23 protein-coding genes and 5 pseudogenes are annotated in these 24,665 nt (G+C 59.1%); 14 read left to right on the plus strand and 14 right to left on the minus strand.

Going from position 1 to position 24,665, the window contains the following annotated elements; translation table 11 throughout:
• Positions 1 to 49: 49 nt before the first annotated feature.
• Positions 50 to 364, minus strand: a pseudogene (locus IFT82_RS08795) (transposase); the annotation flags it as partial.
• Here IFT82_RS08795 and IFT82_RS08800 point away from each other — a divergent pair.
• On the plus strand, positions 350 to 730 hold the full coding sequence (locus IFT82_RS08800) for a recombinase family protein (RefSeq protein WP_446740953.1): 381 nt from the start codon (positions 350 to 352) through the stop codon (positions 728 to 730). The pseudogene IFT82_RS08795 and the gene IFT82_RS08800 sit on opposite strands and share 15 nt — an antisense overlap.
• 70 nt (positions 731 to 800) lie before the next feature.
• Here IFT82_RS08800 and IFT82_RS08805 read toward each other — a convergent pair whose 3' ends face one another.
• On the minus strand, positions 801 to 1,214 hold the full coding sequence (locus IFT82_RS08805; RefSeq protein ID WP_192125929.1) for a DUF2442 domain-containing protein: 414 nt from the start codon (positions 1,212 to 1,214) through the stop codon (positions 801 to 803).
• Positions 1,201 to 1,449 carry a DUF4160 domain-containing protein gene (locus IFT82_RS08810; RefSeq protein ID WP_192125930.1) on the minus strand — a complete coding sequence of 83 codons (249 nt, stop codon included), beginning with the start codon at positions 1,447 to 1,449 and terminating at the stop codon, positions 1,201 to 1,203. Before IFT82_RS08810 ends, IFT82_RS08805 begins: the two co-directional genes overlap by 14 nt.
• 320 nt (positions 1,450 to 1,769) lie before the next feature.
• Between IFT82_RS08810 and IFT82_RS08815 the strand changes: the two genes are divergently transcribed.
• On the plus strand, positions 1,770 to 2,279 hold the full coding sequence (locus tag IFT82_RS08815) for a MarR family winged helix-turn-helix transcriptional regulator (RefSeq protein WP_446740954.1): 510 nt from the start codon (positions 1,770 to 1,772) through the stop codon (positions 2,277 to 2,279).
• A 105-nt stretch (positions 2,280 to 2,384) separates the two neighbouring features.
• Here the strand turns inward: IFT82_RS08815 and IFT82_RS08820 are convergent, their stop codons facing one another.
• Positions 2,385 to 2,828, minus strand: coding sequence for a MarR family winged helix-turn-helix transcriptional regulator (locus IFT82_RS08820; protein WP_192125931.1), 444 nt, complete (start codon positions 2,826 to 2,828; stop codon positions 2,385 to 2,387).
• Between the two features lie 98 nt (positions 2,829 to 2,926).
• Between IFT82_RS08820 and IFT82_RS08825 the strand changes: the two genes are divergently transcribed.
• A complete protein-coding gene (locus IFT82_RS08825; RefSeq protein ID WP_192125932.1) occupies positions 2,927 to 3,604 on the plus strand; it encodes a nitroreductase family protein in 678 nt (225 codons plus the stop codon).
• A 748-nt stretch (positions 3,605 to 4,352) separates the two neighbouring features.
• Here IFT82_RS08825 and IFT82_RS08835 read toward each other — a convergent pair.
• The gene (locus IFT82_RS08835) at positions 4,353 to 5,198 is read right to left on the minus strand and encodes a DUF4394 domain-containing protein (RefSeq protein WP_192125933.1); all 846 of its coding nucleotides are present in this window, start codon (positions 5,196 to 5,198) and stop codon (positions 4,353 to 4,355) included.
• 422 nt (positions 5,199 to 5,620) lie between these two features.
• Here IFT82_RS08835 and IFT82_RS21450 point away from each other — a divergent pair.
• A pseudogene (locus tag IFT82_RS21450) lies at positions 5,621 to 5,725 on the plus strand (PEPxxWA-CTERM sorting domain-containing protein); the annotation flags it as partial.
• Positions 5,726 to 6,184: 459 nt separating this feature from the next.
• Positions 6,185 to 6,313, plus strand: a complete 129-nt coding sequence (locus tag IFT82_RS21175) for a hypothetical protein (RefSeq protein WP_274602224.1) — start codon at positions 6,185 to 6,187, stop codon at positions 6,311 to 6,313.
• A 473-nt stretch (positions 6,314 to 6,786) separates the two neighbouring features.
• Here the strand turns inward: IFT82_RS21175 and IFT82_RS08840 are convergent, their stop codons facing one another.
• A complete protein-coding gene (locus tag IFT82_RS08840; RefSeq protein ID WP_192125934.1) occupies positions 6,787 to 8,226 on the minus strand; it encodes an IS1182 family transposase in 1,440 nt (479 codons plus the stop codon).
• 600 nt (positions 8,227 to 8,826) lie between these two features.
• Between IFT82_RS08840 and IFT82_RS08845 the strand changes: the two genes are divergently transcribed.
• The 5 genes and pseudogenes from IFT82_RS08845 to IFT82_RS20835 all read left to right on the plus strand — a co-directional run.
• The gene (locus tag IFT82_RS08845) at positions 8,827 to 10,143 is read left to right on the plus strand and encodes a DNA adenine methylase (RefSeq protein ID WP_192125935.1); all 1,317 of its coding nucleotides are present in this window, start codon (positions 8,827 to 8,829) and stop codon (positions 10,141 to 10,143) included.
• Positions 10,140 to 11,342: a metallophosphoesterase family protein gene (locus tag IFT82_RS08850; protein ID WP_207105765.1), complete on the plus strand. Its 1,203-nt coding sequence runs from the start codon at positions 10,140 to 10,142 to the stop codon at positions 11,340 to 11,342. Before IFT82_RS08845 ends, IFT82_RS08850 begins: the two co-directional genes overlap by 4 nt.
• Positions 11,339 to 13,225, plus strand: coding sequence for an ORC-CDC6 family AAA ATPase (locus IFT82_RS08855; protein ID WP_192125937.1), 1,887 nt, complete (start codon positions 11,339 to 11,341; stop codon positions 13,223 to 13,225). The genes IFT82_RS08850 and IFT82_RS08855 overlap by 4 nt, the downstream gene beginning before the upstream one ends.
• Positions 13,222 to 14,172, plus strand: a complete 951-nt coding sequence (locus IFT82_RS08860; protein WP_192125938.1) for a hypothetical protein — start codon at positions 13,222 to 13,224, stop codon at positions 14,170 to 14,172. Before IFT82_RS08855 ends, IFT82_RS08860 begins: the two co-directional genes overlap by 4 nt.
• A gap of 71 nt (positions 14,173 to 14,243) precedes the next feature.
• A pseudogene (locus tag IFT82_RS20835) lies at positions 14,244 to 14,375 on the plus strand (IS5/IS1182 family transposase); the annotation flags it as partial.
• 2 nt (positions 14,376 to 14,377) lie between these two features.
• Here IFT82_RS20835 and IFT82_RS08865 read toward each other — a convergent pair.
• A pseudogene (locus IFT82_RS08865) lies at positions 14,378 to 15,384 on the minus strand (IS481 family transposase).
• Positions 15,385 to 15,805: 421 nt separating this feature from the next.
• Between IFT82_RS08865 and IFT82_RS08870 the strand changes: the two are divergent.
• Positions 15,806 to 16,564 carry an SLATT domain-containing protein gene (locus IFT82_RS08870; RefSeq protein WP_192125939.1) on the plus strand — a complete coding sequence of 253 codons (759 nt, stop codon included), beginning with the start codon at positions 15,806 to 15,808 and terminating at the stop codon, positions 16,562 to 16,564.
• 107 nt (positions 16,565 to 16,671) lie between these two features.
• Here the strand turns inward: IFT82_RS08870 and IFT82_RS21300 are convergent.
• From IFT82_RS21300 to IFT82_RS08885, 4 genes and pseudogenes are all read right to left on the minus strand, one after another.
• Positions 16,672 to 16,781: pseudogene (locus IFT82_RS21300) on the minus strand (IS3 family transposase); the annotation flags it as partial.
• A 222-nt stretch (positions 16,782 to 17,003) separates the two neighbouring features.
• On the minus strand, positions 17,004 to 17,249 hold the full coding sequence (locus IFT82_RS08875; RefSeq protein ID WP_192125940.1) for a hypothetical protein: 246 nt from the start codon (positions 17,247 to 17,249) through the stop codon (positions 17,004 to 17,006).
• 140 nt (positions 17,250 to 17,389) lie between these two features.
• Positions 17,390 to 18,205, minus strand: coding sequence for an SIR2 family protein (locus IFT82_RS08880; RefSeq protein ID WP_192125941.1), 816 nt, complete (start codon positions 18,203 to 18,205; stop codon positions 17,390 to 17,392).
• A complete protein-coding gene (locus tag IFT82_RS08885; protein WP_192125942.1) occupies positions 18,198 to 18,758 on the minus strand; it encodes a non-canonical purine NTP pyrophosphatase in 561 nt (186 codons plus the stop codon). Before IFT82_RS08885 ends, IFT82_RS08880 begins: the two co-directional genes overlap by 8 nt.
• A 67-nt stretch (positions 18,759 to 18,825) precedes the next feature.
• Between IFT82_RS08885 and add the strand changes: the two genes are divergently transcribed.
• Positions 18,826 to 19,779: an adenosine deaminase gene (add, locus tag IFT82_RS08890; RefSeq protein ID WP_192125943.1), complete on the plus strand. Its 954-nt coding sequence runs from the start codon at positions 18,826 to 18,828 to the stop codon at positions 19,777 to 19,779.
• A 254-nt stretch (positions 19,780 to 20,033) separates the two neighbouring features.
• On the opposite strand, the gene IFT82_RS08895 is transcribed toward add, so the two are convergent.
• The 3 genes from IFT82_RS08895 to IFT82_RS08905 all read right to left on the minus strand — a co-directional run bounded on the left by IFT82_RS08895 (position 20,034) and on the right by IFT82_RS08905 (position 22,959).
• Positions 20,034 to 21,101 (minus strand): nucleotidyl transferase AbiEii/AbiGii toxin family protein, encoded by a 1,068-nt coding sequence (locus IFT82_RS08895; protein ID WP_192125944.1) that lies wholly within the window; start codon positions 21,099 to 21,101, stop codon positions 20,034 to 20,036.
• Complete coding sequence (locus IFT82_RS08900) at positions 21,098 to 21,706, minus strand: DUF6088 family protein (protein ID WP_244646635.1); 609 nt, start codon at positions 21,704 to 21,706, stop codon at positions 21,098 to 21,100. The genes IFT82_RS08895 and IFT82_RS08900 overlap by 4 nt, the downstream gene beginning before the upstream one ends.
• A gap of 293 nt (positions 21,707 to 21,999) precedes the next feature.
• Positions 22,000 to 22,959, minus strand: a complete 960-nt coding sequence (locus IFT82_RS08905; protein ID WP_192125946.1) for a hypothetical protein — start codon at positions 22,957 to 22,959, stop codon at positions 22,000 to 22,002.
• Between the two features lie 36 nt (positions 22,960 to 22,995).
• On the opposite strand from IFT82_RS08905, the gene IFT82_RS08910 reads away from it, so the two are divergent.
• Both IFT82_RS08910 and IFT82_RS08915 read left to right on the plus strand, forming a co-directional pair.
• The gene (locus tag IFT82_RS08910) at positions 22,996 to 23,856 is read left to right on the plus strand and encodes a hypothetical protein (protein WP_207105766.1); all 861 of its coding nucleotides are present in this window, start codon (positions 22,996 to 22,998) and stop codon (positions 23,854 to 23,856) included.
• Between the two features lie 15 nt (positions 23,857 to 23,871).
• On the plus strand, positions 23,872 to 24,630 hold the full coding sequence (locus IFT82_RS08915; protein WP_192126055.1) for an IS5 family transposase: 759 nt from the start codon (positions 23,872 to 23,874) through the stop codon (positions 24,628 to 24,630).
• The last annotated feature ends 35 nt before the right edge of the window (positions 24,631 to 24,665 follow it).

Below are 24,665 nucleotides of genomic sequence, written 5' to 3' on the forward strand. Positions count from 1 at the left end.
GTCGTGGCGAACGGCTGGCGGCGCCGGGCACCGGAGGATGCGCCGCGTATCAGGCCGGCGCGGCCTGCCGGGCGAGCAGCTGAAGATTGTATGCCGCGGCAGCCATAGTGAATTCCTCGGCTGCTCCGGCGAGGCCCCGCAGCTTAAGCGTTCGTAGCCCCAGATTACGTTTCAGGTGGCCGAACACGCGCTCGATGCGCTGTCTTCGACGCCGTGCGTGCGCATACGCGTCGGTGCCGGCAAGAGCGCGGACGGTATCGCGGGCATCCTCACTGACGAGGCGGGTGATGCTGCGTTTCCGGCTGACGGTGCATCGGGGCTTCAGTTCGCAGCCAACACAATCGGCGACATGGCTTCGGTATACGACCTCTTATTCACGTTGGAGGCGATCACCGCAGCCGGCGCCGGCTTCAGGTCCCTCACCGAGGCCGTGGACACCACAACGGCCGCAGGCCGGTTGATGACTCAGACTTTGGGAGCCTTCGCCGAGTTCGAGCGCGCCATGAACGGGCTGGCGCATGCGCGCAGTGCCGGACGGCTGCTGGGTCGCCGGCCTAGCCTTACCGCGCCACAGCGTGCCGAGATCATCGCCAAGGCTGAATCAGGCCAAGGGTCGCCGTCCCAGCTCGCCAGCCTGTTCCGGGTATCGCGTTCCACGGTTCAGCGCGTGCTGCGCGAGCATCGTGAAAGCCAGCTGACGAAGGCCAAACCCACTCTGTCGAAACCCTGACGACAACCTCAGGCGGCAGAGGCGTGGTGGTATCGACGGGATCAACCCCGCTGACGGGTATGGCAACGGGTCAGGCGCTGGCGTGCTTGCGGGGTCGGCCACCTTTGCGGCCGTTCAGGCGGGATGCGGCAACCTTGGCTTCGGTCCGCGCCCTGCCCCCTTCCGCACCGAGCTGGCGAGCCATCCACTGCTTGGATCCGAATACCCCCTGAAGCAGTCCAGGGACGTAGAGATCCGCATCGAGCTTGGGCCAATGCAGGCCCAGCCCAGCTGGACTAATCTCGATCTCGGCCAGGCTTTCCGGTGAGGCATCAGCCAGCCCCTCGGCAATCCGGGTTGGAAAGGTCAGTTCGACCCCGGTGTTGAGTGCCACCACAACGCGAGATCGCCGGCGATCATACCGTGCGGACACTGCATGGCCCGCGGCACGGGTCTCGGCCATCCGCGCTTCAGCCTGCGCCAGTTCCTGCTCAGTAATCGCCATGTATCGTCCTCCACTCCTCGCACAGCATCGGCACCGCCTCCGCCAGCGCGGCCTCGATCCTGTTCACGTCTGACAGCCTGAAGCCGTAGCTCTCTCGCAGTTCGGGTGGTCCGCCAGGGCAGTTCAGGTTAAACACCGCTTCCCCTGCCGGACCCTTCACGTGCACGTGTGCCGGGCGATGATCGTTGGGCCAGATCACGACCCGCAGGCCATCAATACGAAACACCACAGGCATATGCCCATGTATCAAAAACCCAAGCGGTAGGGAATGGTTGCGCTAGGAGGCAGGTGATGTTTGGAGCCCGCGGCCAGGGGTATCGGAACACGCAGTCGCAGATATGCATCAGATCAAATTAGTTTTGCGACAGTATTGTGCGACACCGGCACATCGTCCGCCCCCTTGCCTTTGGAAGTCGCGATATGTCCAACAGGGGAATGTAGGCGGCCGAGAAGGGGCGGTTGGGTTTACCGGGATGCTGCCGTTCGAGGTCGTTTTGATATTTGTTTAACAATCGAATGAATTGCGACTGAGGCAGGGTCTTATATACGGTGGACGTGACCAAACCGATTGTACCCCCCGCCGCTCAATTTCTCCGCGCAGACGCGATCCGTGGCGGCATGGATCTGTTGATGTTTGCCCATAAGTCGCATCTTAACCGGGCAGACGAAAGTCTGGCGGCTCAAGGTCTGGGACGAGCTCATCACCGGGCACTGTATGTTGTATCCCGACGGCCGGGTATATCGGTCGGAAGTCTTCTCAGTACATTGGGTATCACAAAGCAGTCGCTTGGTCGGGTTTTAAAGAAATTGACCGATGATGGGCTCCTAGAGTGCCGTACCTCTACACAGGATCGTCGGGTGAAAATGCTGTACCTGACCGATAAGGGGGCTGCGCTGGAACATGAGTTATTCGATCAGCTACAAGCCAATATGGCACGTGCTTATGCCGCCGCTGGTGAGGCCGCAGTCGTTGGATATTGGACGCTCATGCAGCACCTGATGGACGAAACGGCACATCGTCACTTTTTGGCATTCAACGAGACGTCCAGACCATTGCCGCGTTAATTGGCATATACGCGATAGGGCTATGTCGGCAGTCGCCCAAATTCCGACACTCGGGAAGTTCGCTGCAGCTCCTAAAGGAAGACGCTCTCTCCCGCCTTTACAGGGCTAGCCGCTGACGCCTCCGGCGAGGTTCTCAAGCGAGCGACGTAGCTCATCTACGTTATCATCGGTGAGTTTGCAGGCCGAGGTGATCTTGCCAGCGACCCCCCGGATTTCGACGTCAAGCGCGCGCCCTTCGGGAGTAAGGTCAACCAATACACGTCGTTCGTCTACCGTGTCGCGTGTCCGTGTCACGAGGCTCGAAGCCTGCAGTCGTTTGACCAAAGGCGTAATGGTCCCGGTATCCATGCCGACCCGCCCACCAAGTTCGCCGACGGAAACGGGCGCGACGTCGAGCAGCTCAAGCATCACTAGATACTGGGGGAAAGTCAGTCCGAGCGGCTCCAGATGCGGTTTATGCATTCGGGCCATGCGGCTGGCTGCTCCGTAGAGGGCAAACGCGAGCTGCTTGTCTACCTCACCACGGCTCTTCGAAACATGATCATTCATAAAAAGGCCTCTAGCGGACATATGTATTGCGCACTAGATAATGCGCGTCTGACTGGTGGGAAGGTGCTTCTGCTGGTTCTAGAGCGGAGTTTATCTAAGTGCTTGAGCTTAAGCTATTCCATGCTGTCCTGCGAGAACGCCACTCCGTGCGAAGCTTTTTGCCCACCCCTGTGCCCGACGAGGTGCTTCGAGCCGTGCTGGAAGACGCGCAACTCGCCCCCTCGAACTGCAACACCCAGCCTTGGCAGATGCACATCGTTTCCGGTGCCAAGCGGGACGAGTTGAGCCGGGAGATCCTCGCGGACGACGATGTGGGGCACAGCACTCCCGATTTTAGCTTCGCGCACAGCGACTTCTACGGTCCTTACAGCGAGCGTGCCCGAAGTCAGGGGGCTGCCTATTATCAGGCGATGGGCGTGGCACGAGAAGCCACTGAGGATCGCCGGACAGCTTCCCGACTCAACCTTAGCTTCTTCGGTGCGCCACATGTCGCCCTTTTGTTCATGCCATCGTTCGGCGACAACGTCCGCGTCGCTGGGGACATGGGTATGTATGGCCAGACCTTTCTGCTCTCGCTGACCGCTCATGGGTTGGGCGGCATTCCGCAGACCATGCTGGGTTTCTATGCCGACACAATCCGCAAGGTTCTGGATATCGACCCGTCGTTGAAGATGCTGTTCGGTGTGTCCTTCGGCTACCCCGATGAGACGCACGCAGCGAACAAATACCGGATCGGTAAAGCGCCAATTGAGGAAAGCGTGATCTTCCACCAGTGAGAACAGAACCACGGCGTGGCTGCTGCGGTAGGACACACCGTGATCGTTGGAACGGAACGAACAATCTGCGGCCTTCCCTAAGAGAATGACCTTGCTCGGATATAGCGTCGTTCCGAAGCGGACGTTCGGCTTTCCACCACAACCGGTCATTCCGTATTGCAAAACGCAGAATTTGCTGCACCGGCGCGCGCCAGCGGTCGCTAATATCCGGCCAACCCTTGGAAGAACGTTCTAAATGTTTGGTCCCGACGATTGATGGTGCATCATCCACAGGCGAGTGGAAGGAAGTGCTATGGGCCAGGTTCTACACGGGAGCGCCACCACGACAGAGGTCGTGCGTCGAGCGATACAGCATAGTGAAGAGAGCCTGAGGGCGCCGGCGGGACCGCCGGTCTGGGGTGTCGGCAATCATGTGTTTTGCGTCAGCTGACGATGACAGGAATCTAATCAAAATCGGATATTGCGTCCTATTCATCGTTACACATCTTCGATCGTGTATTCATCTCCGTACTTGATCGGCGTTTAGCACCTAGTACCGGTTTCAGATAGCCAAGCTTGGTGTACGGGGAATGTAGTCGCCGCAAACGAGCAGGTCTCGGTTTCAGTAATGATTTGTCATTGGTGTACTGTGCAGCGAGACGCTTAAGCAGCGACTGGCGCGAAATTTGTCCCTGACGAGGCTTACCGACACGAAAAAGCCGCCAGCCTTCCGACTGACGGCTTTTCCATGCCCAAAGCGGGCAGGGTATCAGGCGAACGATACCTTCACGCTCTTGCGCCGATAGCGCGTAGCGGCGCCAACCATGCCAAAGCCCACGAGCATCATCGCCCAAGTGGCAGGCTCGGGAATGGCCGGCGTCGCGATCGCAAGCCCGAACAGCTCGTCTTCGGTCTGGCCGATCCGCGTCAGGGCGCCGGTCTGGAGGTTGGCCGAGTAGAAATTGCGACCGCTCTGCACAAAGGCGTCGGAACCGGCGATGTCGAAACTCGTCCGCCCGCCGACGGTGACGCCCAGCGCACCGACCGTCGTTAGACCGCCGGCGTTGTTGTTCTGCCGTACCAGCGTCGAGGCGGCGGAATCGATCGCATACTGCGTGGTGCTACCGCTGACATAGGCATTGGCAATAATGTCGGGATCCTGTCCCGGAGCACCGGGATAGAAGACGTCCGTATCCCGGGCGATGATCGCGCCGGTGTTGGGGTTGACCCGGTAATTCTGGTTCGTGTTGCTCACGATCCGGATCGCATCGGCGACTGGGTTGAAATCGAAGCCAAACAGTGTTCCCTCGATCGCCAGCGCCCCGCCCCCAAGGGCGCTTGCGACACCAGTGATCGTATTGATCGTGTAGAGCGTCCGATTGCCAGCGAGCGCATACAGCGCACCATTGGCGGGGCGGAAGTCGAGTGCTTGAACGCTGTCGGAGAAGCCGGTTATCCTGACCGATGACAGATAGGTGCCGGGTGCCGCGCTGTTGAAGGATACGAGGTTGTTCAGCCCGTCGACGGCGAAAATAGTCGCCGCATTGGCCGACCCTGCAATAGACATTGTGCTGATGGCCAGCGCAAGCGCGGCTCCTTTGACTGTCGATCTCATCCCTGCTTCTCCCGTGATGCGGGTGGGGGTTCCACCCGTACAACATACGTCCAGAGCAAACGCAGGGATGCGGTCAGGTTCATTGAGTCCCATTTTGAGACAGGCCACATAGCTAATGTCGAAGCACGCTGGAGGAAATGTTTTCGATCACCTCGGGGTGATGTCAGAAAGGGTACCACCGAAGAGATAGAAACTTTTTGAACGGCAATGAGCCTAAGAAATATATCTCGACATCTGAATTACCCTTCCCCCTCTCTAAATTCTACCATTTGCTCACATCGGCTATTCCAACCTCAACCGATCCATCGCATCCGTGATACCACGTCAACCGCGCGCGTGTAGGCTTCTCCGGCATACTAGCGGCAGTTGTGGGCAATCCTGATGCTGCGACGTCTTCGGTAACATCGTTCGTCCCGACGCCAGTCGTTCCTGAGCCAGCAACATAGGCGATGATGCTCGTCAGTTTGGGTATGATCGGTGCAACCGCTCGGTATCGTCGGCGTTCTGACAAAGTCACTTACGCCTGATTTTCTCCCGATGTTCAGGTGAAGGTGCGAGGCCGCTGATTAAAAGTCAGCGGCCCTTTTTGGTCTGATCAGGGCTGAGCCTTTTGGCGGCTCGACCTGAAAGTGGGTCAGTTGAGGCAGTTGCTAAAATCATAAGCAATTGATATATCAGCCGATATGGTTGCAATTTTAAAAGCTTGAATTGATCTGGTGCGGCAGATGATGGCAACCCGTATGTGGACGGCCCTCACACGGATGTTTGCGTATCCACTGCGCTTTATCGAGCTTCAAGCTGCTAGAAGGACGGAGTTGATCGCCCAAGGTTATTGCTCTGGCTGTCTGCGACAGAAGGCGGAAGCGGGATATAAGACCTGTGACGATTGTTATTCCATAGGTCTGGAATAGCTGGGGTGCTGCTGGCAAAGAGGCTGGTGGCTTTTTTTATTTGATCTGAACAGGCGTTGGCATAACACTTCTGTCATGACCGCCTACCTTGTCCGTCTGACGGCCGAGCAAGAACACCCCCATGAGATCATTGGCATCTTTGTCGCGGAGACAAGGGAGGCGTTGTTCTGGCTGGTTGATCAAGCCGCATTGCCGTCGGAATGAGAGTGTATCGAGTTAAGCAATGGTAGGATTTATTGGGAGACTTTTACGGCCAAGCGTGTGCCTGAAGCAGCACCGGCAGACCACTTGCTTGATGACTGGAGCCCGCTGCGGTCGTGTGCCGGGACACGACCGTGCCAGCCGCGCCGAACTGGTCAACGCTGATGGTGTGCCCACACTCGCAGTGCAGAACTACTACTGCGCTACTACGTGGACGTCATCACGTTCACCGGCAGCTACGGTTGGTCCGCCCTTCCAATCAATGGCTTCTGTGGCAAAAACAACGACATACGCGACGTCCGAAACTCAGGCAGACCGTGTGGAAAGCCGTGAGCCGGGGCTGCGTAAGTTCCGCTGTCATTGGCCGGTGTAATTTCTGGCGAGATCAGCTCGATGCCGCTCTCCGGCGGCCTTGAGGCGCCCATAGGCGGCTCATGTGACATCCGAGATAACGCTCAGGCTCGGAAAGGCGTCGATTATGGCCTTACCGCAGCGATCATGCCCGGTACGCCGACCAGGGTGATGGCTCGCCTGATGTTGTAGGCAAGCGCGGTCAGGCTGAACTCGCCGCAAACGTTCTCCAGCCGGCGCATCAGGAACGCGCCCTGGCCCATCCACTGTTTGATGGTGCCGAACGGGTGCTCGACGCTGTTTCGCCGTTCGTCGAGCACGCCGGGACGAAGTGCCAGCCGCGCCGCCATGCGGTCAAGCACCGCCTCGTTCTCCAGGCGCGAGACGCGGCGGAAGGTCCGGGTGCAGCGAGACTTCAGCTCGCAGGCCTTGCAGGCAGCGCGGTTGGTGTAGTCGACCTTCACATTGTCACGCGACTTGCCGAAGTGACGCGGCGAGAGCACCGCCCCAGCCGGACAGACGAACACGTCCCGGTCAGGCTCGTAGCGGAACACCTCCTTGCTGAAGAAGCCATCGCGCACGGCAGGGCCGCGGATCGGCTTGGGGACATAGGCGGTGATGCCGGCCTTCTCGCAGGCCTCGATGTCCTCGATCTTGAAGTAGCCGCGGTCGGCGACCGCCTCGATGCGGTCGACGCCGAGCGCCTCCATTGCCGCTGTCGCGGTCTCGGCGAGCAGGCCCAGGTCGAGAACTTGGTTGCTCACCGCCTGCTCGGCGATCAGCTTGTGCTTCACGTCAACGGCGAGCTGGATGTTGTAGCCGACGCCCACCTTGGTCATGCGCGCCATCGCGCGGGCATCCGGATCGGTGAGCGAGATCTGCTCGGCGCCGGTGCGCTCCATCGCGCCCAGCAGCGCCTTCTGCCGGTCACGCTTGCCCTGGATGGCTGCGATCTTCTCGGCCAGCTTGCCGTTACCCCGGCCGGAACCGCCGCCCGGCGTGTGGTCATCGTCGGCGTCTCCCTCATCGAGCCGCTTCATGTACCCGGCGAGCTTCTCGTCGGCCTCCTGGATGAACCTGGTGAGCGAGGTGTGAGTAAAGTTGCGGTTCTTGTTGTTGACCGCCTTGATGCGCGTACCGTCCACCGCCACGAGTTCGCGCCCGAACAGGTCGAGTTGGCGGCACAGCACCACGAACTCGCGGAACACCGTCTTGAAGGCGGCACGGTTGTCGCGGCGGAAATCGGCAACCGTCTTGAAGTCCGGCTTGAGGTGCCGCAGCAGCCAGATCACCTCGATGTTGCGGTGGGTCTCGGCTTCCAGGCGCCGGCTTGAACGAACCCGGTTGAGGTAGCCGTAGATGTAAAGCTTGAGCAGATCGGCCGGGTCATAGCCTGGCCGCCCCGTCGCCTTCGGCTGCACGCGGACGAACCCGGCCGTGCCAAGGTCGAGCCCGTCGACGAACGCCTCGATGAACCGGACCGGATTGTCCTGCCCGACATAATCATCCACCGCTTCAGGCAGCAGCAGGAGCTGCGAGCGGTCCGTTCCAGCCAGATGCGCCATGGCAGAAACATACCATGGGCCGAGATCTACGGGAATCCTCAGGCCGGGCTTTCACACAGTCTGCAGGATATGCGCGACGACGTTATGTCTGAATTGGTGGATTGCGGTCGGTCCGCTTTCGGGCAGTCCACTGCTGTAAGCTGCCGTTTGTTCAGGAGGGGGCCGGGGGCTTCGGACCCCGTCGATGATGGAGAGCGGACCGGCCGCTTTCGGGTGGCGGCCGCCGAAACCGGCACTTAGCTCATGCCGCCGGCGGGGGCGGACTCTTGGCGATTGTGGTAAATACGGTTTGGTATTAGGTTCTGGGATAGGGGTGATGGCTACTACACGTCATCGACCGTTCACCATGCCATCGCACCGCCAGCGACCCTTCGATTGCGCCGAACGGCGCGATAGAAATGCGGTTCGGACCCCGCCCAAAATCGCAGTGATGACAAACCGACAGTGAATAATGTACGGAACCGACGCGCCTTCGGTCGACTTATGTTGGGAAGCCCGTAAACTCGGTCTTGATTTGCGATATTGAGCGAGCGCCGTTATCAACCGGTAAGCGATCGCTAGCGGATCGAGGTGTGAAATCGGATTGGTCAGCGGGACGACGTGGCGGATTTCACTTACATGGGAACCAAAAAGCTGCTGGCGCCGCGCATCGCGGAGCTGGTTAGCTCCATGGCACCTGGTCCTTTTCTCGATCTTTTCTCGGGTATAGCGGCGGTGGGGACCCAGGTTGGGTCGAACCGTGCCATCTGGTCCAATGATGTGCAATCCTTCTCTGGACTACTAACGCAGCAGCGTTTCTGCGCCGCTATGGCTTTCACCACGGCGCCGGACCTTGTCCAAAAGGCTTTAGTTCATTTCGCGTACAATCGGCATGTTTTGACTGAGGTATTTGGACCAAGTGTCTCTGAGGAGAAACTGTTGCTTGGCGCGCCTGACCCTTCTCGTTTGAAGACGCTGATCGATGATATCAGCACTTTAGGCACAGAGAAGCGCGTAGAGCTTCGCGCAGCGGGCGCCCACTGCATGGTGGCGACGACCCATGGTGGCACCTATGTGGGACTGACGCAGGCGATAGAAGCTGACTCAATTCGCTACGCTGCGGACAGGCTGCTTCTAGATGGCGATATTGACCAGACCGAACATCGCTGGATGGTGCTGGCGCTTTGTCAGGCAATCATCACTGCGAACAATTCCACAGGACATTTCGCGCAGTTTCTGTCACCCAGTCCAACCAACATTCATCGCATTGTGCGCAAGCGCCGGATGAGCATGTGGTCGTTATGGCGCGATGCCCTGATCAACGCCCGCCCTCTGGGAACGGTTAAGTGGCGGCGAGGTAATCGCACGTTCAGTAGAAATGCTGCCGATCTGCTAAAATCGCTGCGTAGCATGAAGCGGAAACCAGCGGTCATCTATGCCGACCCCCCTTACACAAGTGACCAATATTCCCGTTATTACCATTTGCTCGAAAATATTGTTCTCTACGACTACCCAGAGACCGCAAGTAAAGGACAATACCGTGCGGACCGCTTCAGTTCAGCTTTTTCGCTTAAATCGTCCGTTGATGCTGCATTTAGCGATCTCGTTTCTGCCGCAGCACGATTGCCGGCTGTCTTTGTACTGAGCTATCCGAGCAACGGACTGCTTGGAAACTCAACCGACAGAGTGGTCGATCTTCTTTGCTGCCATTTTCAATATGTCGATCAACCGGTCAAAATGTCACATTTGCATTCGACGATGGGTGGCTCAAAAGGTCCGCAAAAGCATATTGTAGAGGAGAACATCTTCGTCGCCTACCAAGATATACGAGCGCGCTTTGCCGACCGGCAACCTACCCCAGCCGCATTGGTGAAACCAGTTTCAATGGCGATACAACGTGAGCCTATCGCCGAGAGCGAAATGAGCGCCCCCGCTTGAGCGCCCAAGTGATCAAGATCGCGGTGGTAAGCGACCTCCACGTGTTCAATGGCTCTTCGAGTGCAGGCGGGCCATCGTTCATCGGGACGGCCGATACGCAGGATTCGCCGGAGAAGCATCCATTCAAGGGGATTCAGAAGCTGATCGCCGATGAGGGGCTATCTGCAGATTTCTTAATTTGCCCCGGTGACCTCGCGGATAGGGCGGACCCCGCCGCCCTCATGTTTGCGTGGGAAAAGCTTCAGCGACTTAAAACTCAGCTGGGAGCGCAAAACCTGTTCGCGACGAGCGGTAACCATGATGTCGATTCGCGCAATGCACACGGAGACGTCGACCCAAAGGGCAATCTCCAAGCACTCGATCCGATGTTCCCTGGCCTTAGCGAGCAGCAGTGTGACAAATACTGGTCGCGAAACTTTGCGGTTTTCACTGAGGGAGATTTACGCATTGTTCTTCTAAACTCAGCAGCGTTTCACGGTTACGGCACCGATGCTAGTCCTGAATACAAGTATGGCCGCGTCAGCTCGAAAACGATTTCTGCACTGCGAGCCTCCTTGGCGACCGATCACCGCCGGGTTAATATCTTAGTCTGTCATCATCACCCGGCGCCCTACAACCCGGTTGAAGAAGAAGATTATAGCGAAATGCTCGGCGGCGACCGCCTGATTGAGCTCCTTGATTCTGGCGCTCATGGGTCATGGATATTGATACACGGACATAAGCATTTTCCTCGCTTGGCTTACGCGACCGGTAGCTCATCATCACCAGTGATTTTCTCGGCTGGCTCGTTTAGTGTCGCACTCCATCACAGTCAGAGCGCGCGAGCGCGCAATCAGTTTTACATCCTTGAAATTCCGGTCGGTGATCTTGATAGTTTGGGTCTCGACATCGCCGGTACGATCACTGCATGGGACTGGATAACGCTGATGGGCTGGCAGCCGGCAGGCAATTTATCCGGCCTACCGCACAGCTTAGGGTTTGGCTGCCGCGAAGCTGTCCGAAGTATTGCTCGCGACATTGCCTCATACTTCCCGGCCCAGGCCAGTGCTTTAAGCGGCGAAGAACTCATTGGCTTATTGCCAAGGTTGCGTTTCCTGCACCCACAGGATCTTCAAGCTGTTATTTTGAGATTGAGGCAGGATCATCAAATTGTCATGCGTATGCAAGATGGAAAGATCATTGAGGTGGGACGCAAATGACGATCCTATCTGCAGCTCCCAGTGTCTTTGAATCGTTTAACGCTCGGAATCTTGATCCAACGCAGGTCGCGCAGCGCTTCATTCCGCCCCAGCAGTTCAACGAACTGATCTTACGAAATCACGGAATTGTTGTTGGTCCCCGCGGCAGCGGCAAGACGACGTTGCTCAAAATGTTGCAGCTGCCGGCGCTGGCCTCTTGGAATCATCCGGCAGCAGACGGGTATCGTGAGAAGATTGATTTCATTGGTGTGTTCGTGGCAGCCGATATCAGCTGGGGCGCCCAACTGACTGCCCTTGGGGAAGAGCGACTATCCGAAGACGTGCGCACTATCCTCGGTTTTTCGGCGTTCACGACCCACATCCTGTCTGCGGTCGTTCGCGCAATGATCGAGACGATGAGCCCGGCGGTAGCGAAAGTTCCTTCGCTCGCGCGACTGCACGTTAAGCTCGAACGCGAAGAAATAAGCGCCTTGTCGCGTTCGCTTGCAATGCAGTGGGAGCTTACAACTGAACTACCAACGCTTGGAGCGGTCCAAGCTGCGCTGCAGGGAAGATTGTTGAGGATAGCGCAGATCGCTAATAAGCTAGCGATGGCCGGCGTTGATCGGCTTAACCCTGAATCTTCCGATACCAGCTTCCTTTTTCTCAGTCCTTTGTCAGCCGTCTCATATGGCGTCGAACAATTCAATGCGGTCGCGGATCAGCCCTATCGCAAGTGGGCATTGTTGTTCGACGAACTCGAGATTGCTCCGCAGCCGATTCGCCAAGCACTCCTACAAGCGTTGCGAAGCACGAACCAGAATCTACTTTTTAAGCTGTCTCTCAGTCCTTATCACGAGGACGCTGACCTACTAAACAAAGCGGTCTCAGCGATGCCGTCGCAGGACTATCAGCCGATTGAGTTGTGGTATGCGCGCAAGGAGCAGGGTTTTCAATTCTCGCGCTCATTGCTCGAGGCGATGATCGACGATGCCGGTTGCAGCGATGCACGTCCTGAAGATATTTTTGGGTCAGCATCAGTCGATATGGTCGAACAAAGCAGGGATGTTCACGCCTCCGCCTACAAGGCCGGATCAGACCTCCAAATGCGCTACAAGCGACTGGCCGCTCGTGACCCAAGTTTTGCGCGATATCTTAGCGTTAATGACGTTGATCTGGAGGCGATGGACACGCTGCCGTCCAGCGTGCGGGCGAGCATCGTACGCAAGGTGACATCGATTGTCGCCACGCGCGAAACATTTCGGTCCGAGGAACAGTCGATTGGCGGTGGAAAGCGACTTGGCCGAAGCCGGAAAAATCCAAACATCTACTACGGCGTCGAGGCCATGCTGGCGATCGTTGAAGGCAATCCGCGCTGGCTGATCGGCCTCATGGGGCCACTAATTCGCCGCTATGTCGAGGACCGCCGACGCGTTCCGCGAGAGACTCAGGCTTTTGCGATTTCAACCGCTGCGCACCGCTTCCGGGCGCTTTTAAAGACGATTCCATACGTCCCGGATGGGTCCAACACATTTCGCCAGCGCCAAGTGACTTCGCGCGGACTACTCTCGCTGCTGGATGCGATTGGCGACCGCTTCTTTCGGCATATCGTCATTGACGATTTTACGCCGGATCCCGTTTTGTCGTTCACGATAGATGCCAACACCTCGGAAGCAATGATCGAGGCCTTGGGTAAGGCGCTTAACGCCGGAGCTATAATTCTAGTGCCGGATTCAGGTGCCGAAGCAATCGCCAGTTCGATTAAGGGCAAGCGCTTCCGCTTGTCATACATGCTCGCCACGAGCTACCGGCTGCCGCTACTTTTGGGGCGTGAAGGGTCGCTGCATCGCCTTCTCGTGGATGAGCGCAATAACCCGACCCCGTTGTTTCGAGATGACATATGACCATGCTAATCGAAGTGGTTGGAAGCGGCGAACTCGAGGAAGTGCATGATCTGTTTATTGGCACTTTGGGGTATGAAAGCCGATCGACCCATTTGGCCCGTAAACAGCTGGTCAATGCGAAACGAAAGGTCGCACTGGCGTTTCCAAATGAAGATTATGTCTCGTATCTTGCAAACCGCACGTTCTTAAGCGCTAGCGACTACTATATCCTCGATAACCGGCGCCCGATCATTGCTCACCTGTTACAGGAAATGGTTGAGGAGCATTGTAATCTCAGCAAAGTCCCCGTCTCAGTACTGATTGATATATCATCGATGTCACGCCCGATGCTTGCCGACATCATTCGTCTTATTGCTGAGCTTGACGCGCCCCACGGCGTGAATGCGACATTCGTGTATCTCCCTGCGGCTTATGTGAAAGGTAATGCGGAACATGCGCCAGTGGCCGTGTCGCAGCCCGTAACTCCAGAGTTTGCTGGTTGGACGTCAAAGCCTGAACTGCCAATCACAGCGGTCGTGGGGCTCGGCTATGAGCCAGACCTAGCTTTGGGGGCGCTCGAGTTCCTTGAACCAACCGCAGCATGGGCATTTATACCGACCGGTGAGGACCGTCGCTATGATGATGCTGTCAAGGAAGCAAATCGTAGCCTCGAAGTGATGCTCAGCGATGACCGCTCGATGAGCTATTCGGTTGAAGAGCCGGCGCGAGTGCACGCCGTACTTGAGACCCTAGTCTATGGTCTGGTCCAAAGGTCGCGCCCGATACTAATTCCTTTTGGGCCCAAAATCTTCAGCCTGTGCTGCCTGCTTGTTGCGCAAAACTACGCCCCGTCCGTTACGGTCTGGCGCGTGAGCGGCGAAACGCTCGCGCGACCAGGTGATCGCCAAGCTAGCGGCAAAATCGTAACGATGGAAGTTTACTTCAGACCGCCTATTTCTGAAGAATGATCAGAAATGCAAAAGTACGATACTAGAGGCTGTTATCGACCTGTGAGATTTGGTGAGTCATCCGTGCTGGGATGAGCATTTGCCGCAAGCCGTATCCATTTGATTTAAGCAACGAGGAATGGTCCCTGGTGGCGCGGTACCTGATGCTGCAACGCCAAGATGCGGGACAGCGGGAGCACGATTTGCGGGAAGTGTTCAACGGCCCCTAGGTGTTCAGTCCCGGCATCTGGTGGATTGGGTCGACGATGAACCGGTCTGGCTCTAACGTCCAGATCTTGGCAATGTATTCGTAGGGCGTGAGACCGCTGAGCGTCTTGAGCCGGCGGGCAAAGTTATAGGCGGCCATGAAGTCGGCGAGGTGTGTCCGCAGCTGGTCATGGCTTTCGTAGTGGAAGCGCTTGACGGTCGCCTCCTTGATGGTCCGGTTCATCCGCTCGACCTGACCGTTCGTCCACGGATGGTTCGGTTTCGTGAGCCGGTGCTCGATGCCATTTACCTCGCAGATCATGTCGAAGCGCATCTGACGCGACCAGGCGGTGTTTCGGTTGCGGGGTTGCTCGGCGAACTGAATGCCCCCTTCGACTTCGCTCAGGGCAGGATTGTCGGTCAGGATCGTGCGGATTCGGTAAGGCACGGCTTTCAGCAGGTGTTCGAGAAACTCCCACGCTGTCCGTCGATCAGCCTTGTCGAACAGCTGGGTGACTGCGACCTTGCTGGTGCGGTCGATGCCGACGAACAGGCACAGTTTGCCTTCGGCGGTCTGCACGTCGGCGATATCCATATGGAAGAAGCCGATGGGACAGCGCTTGAAGAGCTGACGCTTTGGCTTGTCGCCCTCGATGTCCGGCAGGCGGGAGATGCCGTGCCGCTGGAGGCAACGATGCAGCGAGGAGCGGGTCAGATGCGGAATCGTCGCCTGTAGCGCGTAGAGGCATTCGTCGAGCGGCAGCAGCGTGTGGCGTCGGAACGCCACGACGACCGCCTCCTCCTCGATCGTCAGCGTCGTGGACCTGCGCTCCTTGGGTCCGGTTCGCAGATCGGCTGTCGACGAGCGCTTGCGCCACTTGGCGATCGTCTTCTGGTTGACGCCGTGGCGCCTGGCCAGCGCTCTCAGGCTCTCCCTTCGACAGGCTCAGGACAGGCTTTACTATGTTGTATCGCTCGACGGACGACCTCTGTCGTCGTGGCGCTCCCCTGTAGAACCTGACCCATAGCGCTTCCTTCCTCTCGCTTGTGGTTGTTGCACCATCAATCGTTGGGACCAAACATCCAGCGCGTGTCACCACCCTGTGGCTTGACCGTTGGCTTTCCCTGATCGCGTTGAAGTGCCGCCCTCACCGCCCTGGCTGCGTTCACCTCGAACCGCGCTGCCGGCGCTCGGCACGACATGCCTCACGAAATGGCACCAACAACCCGCTCATGCAGGTCCATCGATAACGGCTTACCCATCTGACGGCCCTCCCGTCGCCGGTGACAAGCATAAATCAGACTGCAGCCCCCTTAGGAATCCCTCAACGATTCACGCTGTTCGGATTTTGCTCTAACGCACCGTCGACAAACCCCATGATCAGGATAGCGTCCATCGCTGTTCGGTTAATGAGGCAGGTAGCTTAACGCGGCATCGGAGAATTGCATGATGAAGGCGGGAGCCAACAGTCAAGTGGTTTCATTCAGCGTAAATCCGCTGGGTGATGGCCTCTCGCCATGGCTTGGATGGGTGGCGGCGATGGTGGTTCTTGTATTTGTCGGCGTCGTCCTTGCGGCGGTATATGCGCGACGACGCAGACCGGTCGAGGATCCGGCTCGCCTTACTGACTACTTTAAGGCGCTTCAGACTCTCACATGGGCGAAGGAGGATACCGCCTCGTCTCTGGACCAACTCGCTACGGCCACAACCACGCTCTTTCAGGCGGAGGTCACGTACTACTACCGGACGCGGACCGCTCGCAGACGGACGGCCTCGTTGTTTCGCTGGTCCGCCTTCCTCTTTGGAACGGCGGGGCTGGCATGTCCTCTGTTGGAGACCGCCGTGCCGACATGGACCGGCGTATCGCGGCTTGGTTACATCCTCCTCGCTGCAGCGGCCGCAAGCCTAGCGGGCAATGAGCTGTTTGGAGGGACCAAGGGTCACATCCGTACCGTGACCGCGCAGTACACACTTGAGCGGCTTCTGAACGCGTTCGTCGTTGACTGGAGTGAGTGGAGGAGCACGGTCGAGCAAACGGGGGATTTTAGCGGTGGCTTTACGATACTGCGGCGCTTGTCGAATGGGGTATACTCTACCCTGCTTGACGAGACCAAGGAGTGGGGCACGGTCCTTTCTGAGGCCGAGGGCGCTTATCGTGTGAGCGTTTCACCTAACACTAGCAGATCAGAAACGTCCGCCCGTTGAGCCTATTAACGTTCCTGAGCTGCCCCCTTTTGAGTGATCTATCGACTATGACAGTTTGGCTCGAGGAAGGAACGACGTGAGCTGCTGCCGGTCCCATGGACACCACGTTAGGCTACATGCGCTTGCCGCTCGAAGTCTAGGGGGCTGAATAGCCCAGCGTCCAGTGCCGACGCGTCAGGTTGTAAAAGCGCTCGATATAGTCGAACACGTCCGATCGCATCGCGGAAATGAATGGAAGTCTGAAGTCGGTGAGCAGGGAAGTGGGTCGGCAGCTCGTGGCCCGGACGGGATGGTCGCGATGTAATCTTCGGCTCGACTTCGCCTACGCCGGATGGTTCCGATCCGAGCTCCTAGTAGTCAGAACACAACGGATGAGTCCCTCGCCTTCGGCATAAAATGGCTGATTCCCGCCATTTCGGCGGGGTGCATTCGTCAAAATCTATCCACTAGGTGACGCGGTGCCGGCTTGGAATCCTGGTTCCATGTTCTCCACCACTTGGCAACCCATATGCCCAAGGACCGTACCGACCAGATTTCCCTCGTGCGACATCGCGTATAAGTTGAATAGGTTGGCATCATTCGACGTTTGCACACCAACATAGGCGCCGTGCAGCACCGTTGGTTCGTCAACGCCAGACACCACGACAATTGGGTTTTTGAAGTCGAATCTTACGTAAAGTGTCATTTTTTCCTCATTTGCGTCATTTCTTCCTCCTTTGTGTCGTGTTGTGGCGATGCCCTCGCCTGTTGTCCCACGGCAGGATCTTGCCTGAGCGAGGTTAAGCGTCTCGGGCGAGGAGGTGTTCCTCCGTCAGGCAAAGTGCCTCAGACCCTGGCGCGCACGATGTGGAGCAGCTGATCGAACAGGTCGGCGAGCGCGTCCGTCGTGGTCTCGCCCTCGTGGACCAGCGGCGTAAGGCCCCGGCTTGCGAACACGCGCTCCTGCACCGGGTCGGGGCGCATCAGGAAGATGTACGACTTCGGGCGGCGTCGCGCTTGGCCTGACCGCTCCCAAAGGCGCTGCAGCCGGTAGAGCAGCAGTCTAAGGTTCAGGTCGGCGAGACTGTAGCCAACAAACAGGATGCTCCTACCGAGGGCATCCGCCTGGAACTTAATGTCCAGCGGGGTATCGAAGTCGAGTCTCTCGAAGTAATCTGACTCGGTCAGCACGAGAGAAGCGTCATCGTCGAAATCGCCATGAAATTTGACGATGTGGGGCAGTTCTGCTCGGACTTCTGCGACATCGAGCATTCCGACGACCTTAGAATATCTCTTACCCCTGAGATCAAAGGTTCGCTCGATATTACGGTCGTAATTCGTCGTGTATATGAAGGGGAATTCAAGGTCGACAATCTGGTTGTGGACACGGGACGTCCGGAGGCGCTCGTCATCTACATGCCAGCTCCTGTCCATCCAGCTTCGGAGCGGACCAACGCTGCCCTTCTCTAGGCGATAGTATTCTGCGATCTGGAGGTAGTCGGCCCCCGGTCTAATTAGTACGTCGGGATCGTAGCCCAGCTCGCTCGCCATATGTGCCATCAGGCCGCTCCAGGTAGGCAGGTCGAGCTGGGCGGACAGGCCGGCCCCGGCAAACAGGACGACCTTGCGTTCGCGGATCTGCCTGGCGAGGTCCTCAAGCACGTGCCACCTCCTTCAGGAAGTGCACAAAGGCGTCGAGGGCGCGTCTGCGCATCGAGATATCATCCTTTCGCTCGCCCATCTCCGCGAAGGTTTGTTCGAAACCGTCCGGGATGAACACGCAATCCCACTGGAACTCCCGGTCGCCTCGGGGCTCGGCGGCGATCCGCCCGCGGATTTCGCCTTCGAACTGATGTATTGCACGTCCGTCACAGAAGCCGATCCGGGTGCGTGCGATCACGCCCGTGCCTCCTCCCTGCCCGAACAGCGAGCTGACCCGATCGGGGCCGAGCGCATCCCAGAAAACTTGGGTGAGGCCACCGGGCAGGCCCTCGAGCCGGTCGAGGAACAGGCCGGTCTGCTCGACGAAAAGCGGGCGACCCACCTTGTGAAATGCCTTGAGCGTCTTGTCTCTGACCAGCGCGGGCACGTCGTCCGTCTGGAGCTCGGTAAGGGGGAAGTGTATGGGTACGACCCGCACGTCAGCGCTAGCGAGGATGCGGGCGCCCTCGGCTATCTTATGCTCGTTCCTGGAAAGGAATCGAATTGGCGTCATCGTCGGCTTCCGCGCGGCGCCTTGCGCCAGTTACAATCTTGATAAACCTGCCCTAGTCGCCTAGCGCATGTACGTCGACCTTCACGTCCATCTGCGCGGCACCATCGCCGCGGCCACTGCCGAACGCTTGGCGCGGCGGAACGGCGTTCCAATGCGCGAGGGGACGCTCAGCACGCCGGGCTACGGTTGGTACGACTTCCCCTCCTTCCTACGGGTCTATGACGAGGTGGCGGCCGCAATTCGCACCGCCATTGATTTCGAAGAGGTCACGCATGAGCACCTCGTCCGCGTCGGACGCGCGGGCACGGCCTACGTTGAGTTTATGCTCTCCCCGCCGCACGAACGGCGTGGCGGCATTCCCTTTGCCCACCAGCTGGCAGCGCTCGATCGCGCGGCGGACCAAGCGCGCGAGTTGACCGGCATCGAGTGCCGCGTGATCGCGACAGCTGTCCGGCAGCTCGGGCCCGATGCGGCGATCGACGCGGCGCGGACCGCCATCGCGTGCCGATCGCCGCGACTGGTCGGGTTCGGGTTGACCGGCGACGAACTGATGCATGACGCGGCTGAGTTCCGCCCGGCATTCGCCATCGCGCGCTCGGAAGGCCTGAAGGTGACTGCCCACGCGGGCGAGCACCTCGGACCGGAGACAATCCTGCCGGCGATCGAGGCGCTCGGCCTTGACCGCGTCGGCCATGGCGTGCGCGCCGCCGAGTCCCCGGCGGTGATGGCCGCCTTGGCCCGGCTCGGCATTCCGTTGGAGGTTTGCCTCTCGAGCAACGTCGCGCTCGGCGTATGCTTGGACATCGACCAGCATCCGATCGCGGCGCTGGCCGCTGCGGGCTGCGTCGTGACGCTAGGGACTGACGATCCCGCGTTCTTCTCGACCACCTCTGCGAAGGAATACGGGCTAGCACGGCGCGCGATCGGCGACCCGGATGTCGATGCGAGGATCACCCACTCCGCGATCGCGGCGGCGTTCTGCGACGAGTCAACCAAGGCGAGGCTTATCGGCCGCTTGTAAGACCGGCGTCGGGCGGCCTCGCGGAGCGGTCAATGGTACCGAGACGACCATGATCAATAAATGGCGAAAATTGGGTAGGCAGAATGGTCACTCGCGCGACTGCAACTGGGTCATGGCGCAGAAGTAACGGGCGGCTGCTCCCGACCATCTCACGTTATTCAGTCTCGTTGATGTGAGCGCTGGCTTTCGCTGAAAGGCGTGTCCGCGCGGCAGCGTCAGCGCGAAGACGTCGAACATAGGCTGCGAAAGCGGGATTATGGCACAGCTGGACTTTGTTCCGGCAATTGGTTTACCTTAGCTTGAAGGATCGAAATGCTCTCCATTACGTCCTCAAAGTTTGGCGGCGTGCCGAAGATCATGCCCGACATTGCCGCATAGTCCTGCTTTAGCGCGTCATACATGTCGCTTTCTGCCATAAGCGCGAAGGTCGGTGGGACGGCGCTCGCGAGGTCGAATGCCGGCCTGTTGAAGAACATGCATGCGTGCGCGACACAGTCCGCGCCAAGTTCAGGATCCGCGATCGCCTGCGCGCCGAGCTCCGCCTGCATCAGTTCGTGGAGGTCATAATAATGGCGTGAGATACGGTTGCCGCCGCCGCGCAGCACACCTTTGGAATCATACCAGTGCCGCAGCCCGTGCAGGATGACGATCTTGTCCCAGAAGGTGCGCTCAGCATCGACGATGGCGACGTTCTTCACCTCCAGGTCGAGGCCGGGTGCATCCTGTTCGAGATAGGGCCTGATCGAGCGCACCGAGTTCGGGTCGAGCGCTGACTTGGCGCCGGATTCCATCTTCACCGCCTTGGGGATGTACGGGTCGGGATCGGTCGCGGTCGGATATTGGACCAGCAGCGCCTGCTTGTCCTTAGCGTCCGGCGTGACCTTCAACTGGCCCGCGGCAATGCCGTTTCGCGCCGACGCTTCTGCCGCGATCCGCGTCAGGTTCTCGAGCATCGGTCCGTTGATGAACGCCTCGCATGCCTCGCGGATCGCATCGAGCGCCTTCTCACGCTTTTTGCCGCTCAGGGCATGGAGATCCTCGACCGAATAGGCTTCGCCAAGATCGTCGCGGAACACGGTGACGTCGATATCCTCCGAGAAGCGGTGGATCAGTCCGAATCCCTTCGACAGCGAGGTGCCGCCCTTGAACAACAGGCGCGGCCCTTCGGGCAGGCCGTTGAACAACGCGTCGAGCGTCCAGCATACCCAGAAGTCCTTCTCGACATTCTGCGGCGTCGTTCCGATCCGCTGCGCGGCGGCCGTGAAAAGGCCGGCGCGCGTCTCATCATCTGCGGACAGGATCGTGTCATAGGCGGGGTTCATGCGGCGCGCCTCGCGGTCAGCAGGGGTTTTAGGAAATTGTGCATCCAGGTCGGTAGGGTCGACAGCCCGTCGCGAAGGTCGTTGCGGACCTTGGTCGCGTTCGGGCCGCTGTGCAGGATATTGTCGAGTTGCTCCCTGAGGTCGTTTACGCCGTCGGGATCGGCCAGCGTGTCGCGCAGCCAATGCAGCGCCTGCACGATCCGCATGCCAGGCCGGCCCGCCCAGTAGAGCTTGCTCGCCGCCGTCGGCTTGAACGTGATGATCATGTTGCCGAGCTGGATTGAGCGCAGCCGCGCATCGGTATGCACCACGATCTTCGAGGGCACTGCGTTGGTCAGTCCCAGATCGTTGGCGGCGGTCATGCCGTCGACCAGCACCCGGATCTGATCACGCCGCGCGATCGCGTCGATCACTTGCCGCGGATCGGGCGCGCTGAGCTGGCGAGTCAGGCTGTTGATGGCGGGTTTGTCGTACAGTCCGCGATCAATGCGGCGCAGGTCGCCGGCATTGACCAGGCGCTGCAGTACCTTATCGACCGCATCCCGCGTGCCGAGATCGATAAAGTCGACAGGCGTCCAGGCGGCACGGGGTGTCGCCTTCGACATGCGCTTCACGATTTGTGTCTTCAGGTCTGGCGTATCCATGTCTGAGATTTGCTCACATATTTCGGACACAACCGATACACCATTGTCCGAAAAGCAGAAACAAATTTCGGACAGAAGTTAGTTTGCTGTGGTGCGCGACGGCCAGACATGCAGCTGCGACTCAGCCGCCATTATCCCATTTTGCTTTATAGATCGCAGCACCGTGGCTGAGCTGCCAGCACGACAGGTCACCTGCCCGGCTGTTGCCGACCACGGGCGCGTCCTTTGTCGCGGCGCTGGCGCGCCGCGATCGATCAGGCAGACAACATCGCCCTGAGCTTGAACAGCCGCTCCTCCACATCTAGCCAGGAGCGCCCCGGCACGCGGGGGCCGCTCAGAAACTCCTCGAGCAACGCGATCTCGCGATCATGATCATGATGCGCACGGCAGAGCTTGGCGGCGACCATCCAATCCCACGGCGCACGGTCGCGGCGCGCCTTCACCAGGATCGGCGCAAGTTCCTCCTCGGGCACCGTACCGGTCTTGCGGTTGCGTGGCTTGGGCACGGAAAGTCGCGGGGCCTTGCGCTCGCCGGCGAGGATCGCACCTGCCTCGGCGCGGCGCTTCACGACGGTATGATTGGGGGACACCCAGGAGGGATAGCGCTTGAAATAGGCGTCGATTGCCTGGGCGATCTCGGCGTAGCGCCCGAGCTTTCGGAGTACCAGCGTCAGTCGATCGAGCGCGGCGATGTCGCCATGCGCCGGATGGCCGATCTCGTTACGCAGCTCGGCGACCAGCCCGGCCTCATAAGTGATCGCGCAGTATTCATGCATCTGTTCGATCGCCTGCCGGTAGCGCGCGACCGCGGCTTCGGGGTCGCTCGTCTCAAGCGGGCGCGTGGCGGAAATGAAGCTGGTGTTCGCGTCGCGCAGCTTATGGAAGTGGTCAAGTTCCGCATAGTCGAACTGGCGCCCGGGATTGACCCAGTTGGTGAGGGTCTTGCCATGCTTGGCGATCAGGTCGCCTTCCAGATCGAGCGCGTCCTCCTCGCCCAGATCTTCTGCCAGGATCACGATCTCATAGGCACTGTCGCACCGGGTGCGCACGAGTCGGTGCCATTGCGCATCGCGATCGGTTGACCAGGCACGCGTGCCCGTCCCCTTGCCGATATAGAAGGGCACCCGGTCTGGCCCGAGATGCGCATAGACATAGCAGCGCTTCGGGGAGCGGCGCTCGCCGGTCACGCGGTATCCAAGTTCCTCGTGCGTCATATCGCCCCCCGAAAATTCTGTCCCTATATCGGCATCATGACGATAGTGACCGAAAAGGCGAAGCGCCTGACGCCGAAAAGCCAGACCCTGCGCGAGGTGTTCCTCAAGTCTGGCAATCTCTGCGCCTTTCCGGGATGCGGCGCGCTGATGATGGACGCCGAAGGCACTTTCATCGGTCAGGTCTGTCATATCGAAGCGGCCGAGGACGATGGCGAACGCTTCAACGTGGCCATGACCAACGAAGCGCGCCGCCAAGCCGCGAACCTGATGCTTATGTGCTACCCGCACCACCAGAAGACCAATGACATCGCGGTCTACACCGTGGCAAAGTTGAAAAAAATGAAGGCCGATCACGAGAGCCGCTTCTCACACCCCGATCGCGCCATCTTGGAGAAGCTGACCGACTGGACCGAGGCGGATCAACCGAGCCACGCGACAAATCTGATCCGGCTAGATGCGGCGGTGGGCTGGGGCCATGCGCCACACGAGCTCGCTGAATCCGCGATTGAGCTGAAGGACTATGTCGAGCGCTTGCGCGATGTGCCCGTAGAACTTCGCCGCTTCATCGGGGCGGTCGCGAAGCGAGCGGCGAAGATGGAACACACCAACGCCGTTCGCATCGGTTTCGACGGTATTAGAATCTTGGCGAGTGATCTCAAAGGGGCGTTCCGCCTTGGCGAACGCGCGATCGGCGAGCGCGCCAATCAGCTGGACGTCTATGGTCTTGGCGATCTCGACATGATCGACACCGATCTGGGCCCAAAAGCGGCGGTTCGCATCCGCAATATGAAAAGCGGCTGGCGGCTCTGGTTGGATCTGGTCCGCTTTTGCGAGACCGAAAGCGAGACTATGGAGGCTTTCACCGATGACCTCAACTTCGCGCGTCTCGATGGCTGAGGTTATCCGTCTGACATTAACGAGGAGGAATGGTCGCTGATCGCGCCGTACCTGCTGTTGCAGCGAGAGGATACGAGTCAGCGAGAGCATGATCTGCGTGAGGTGTTCAATGGCCTGCGTTACATCGTAAAGACGGGCGCACCGTGGCGGTGGATGCCGAACGACCTGCCGCCCCGGGCTGCGGTGTACCAGCAGACGCAACGCTGGCTGCCAGCGGGCTGTTTCGAGGCAATGGTGGACGATCTGCGCGGTGTATTGCGACTGGCCGCAGGATGCCCGGCGGAGCCCAGCGCCGCCATCATCGACAGCCGGACGCTGCGCTCCACGCCCGAAAGCGGCGAGCGGGCAGGCTATGACGGGGCCAAGCGCAAGAAAGGCTCGAAAATCCACATGGCGGTGGACACGCTGGGACACCTGTTAGCCCTGCATGTCACACCCGCCAGCGCCGAGGATCGCGGTGAGGTCGAACGGCTCGCCCGCACCGTGCGGGCCGTCACCGATGGCCACGTCGAAATCGCCTTGGTAGACCAGGGCTATACCGGCGAGCGCGCCGCCAATGCAGAGGCCGGGCACGGTATCGCCCTGGAGGTCGTCAAGCTGCCGGAAGCCAAACGCGGCTTCGTGCTACTGCCGCGCCGCTGGGTTGTCGAACGATCATTCGCCTGGGCAACCCGCTACCGCCGCCTCGTGAAAGATTATGAACGCTATGCCGAAACACTTGACGGACTTCATGTCGTCGCCTTCGTATGCCTCATGATGAAGCAAGCCGCTTAACTCGCCATAGGCTCATAACAGCCTCTAGGACATGC

The sequence above is a fragment of the Sphingomonas sp. CFBP 8760 genome (genome assembly GCF_014841615.1).
Lineage (GTDB): Bacteria > Pseudomonadota > Alphaproteobacteria > Sphingomonadales > Sphingomonadaceae > Sphingomonas.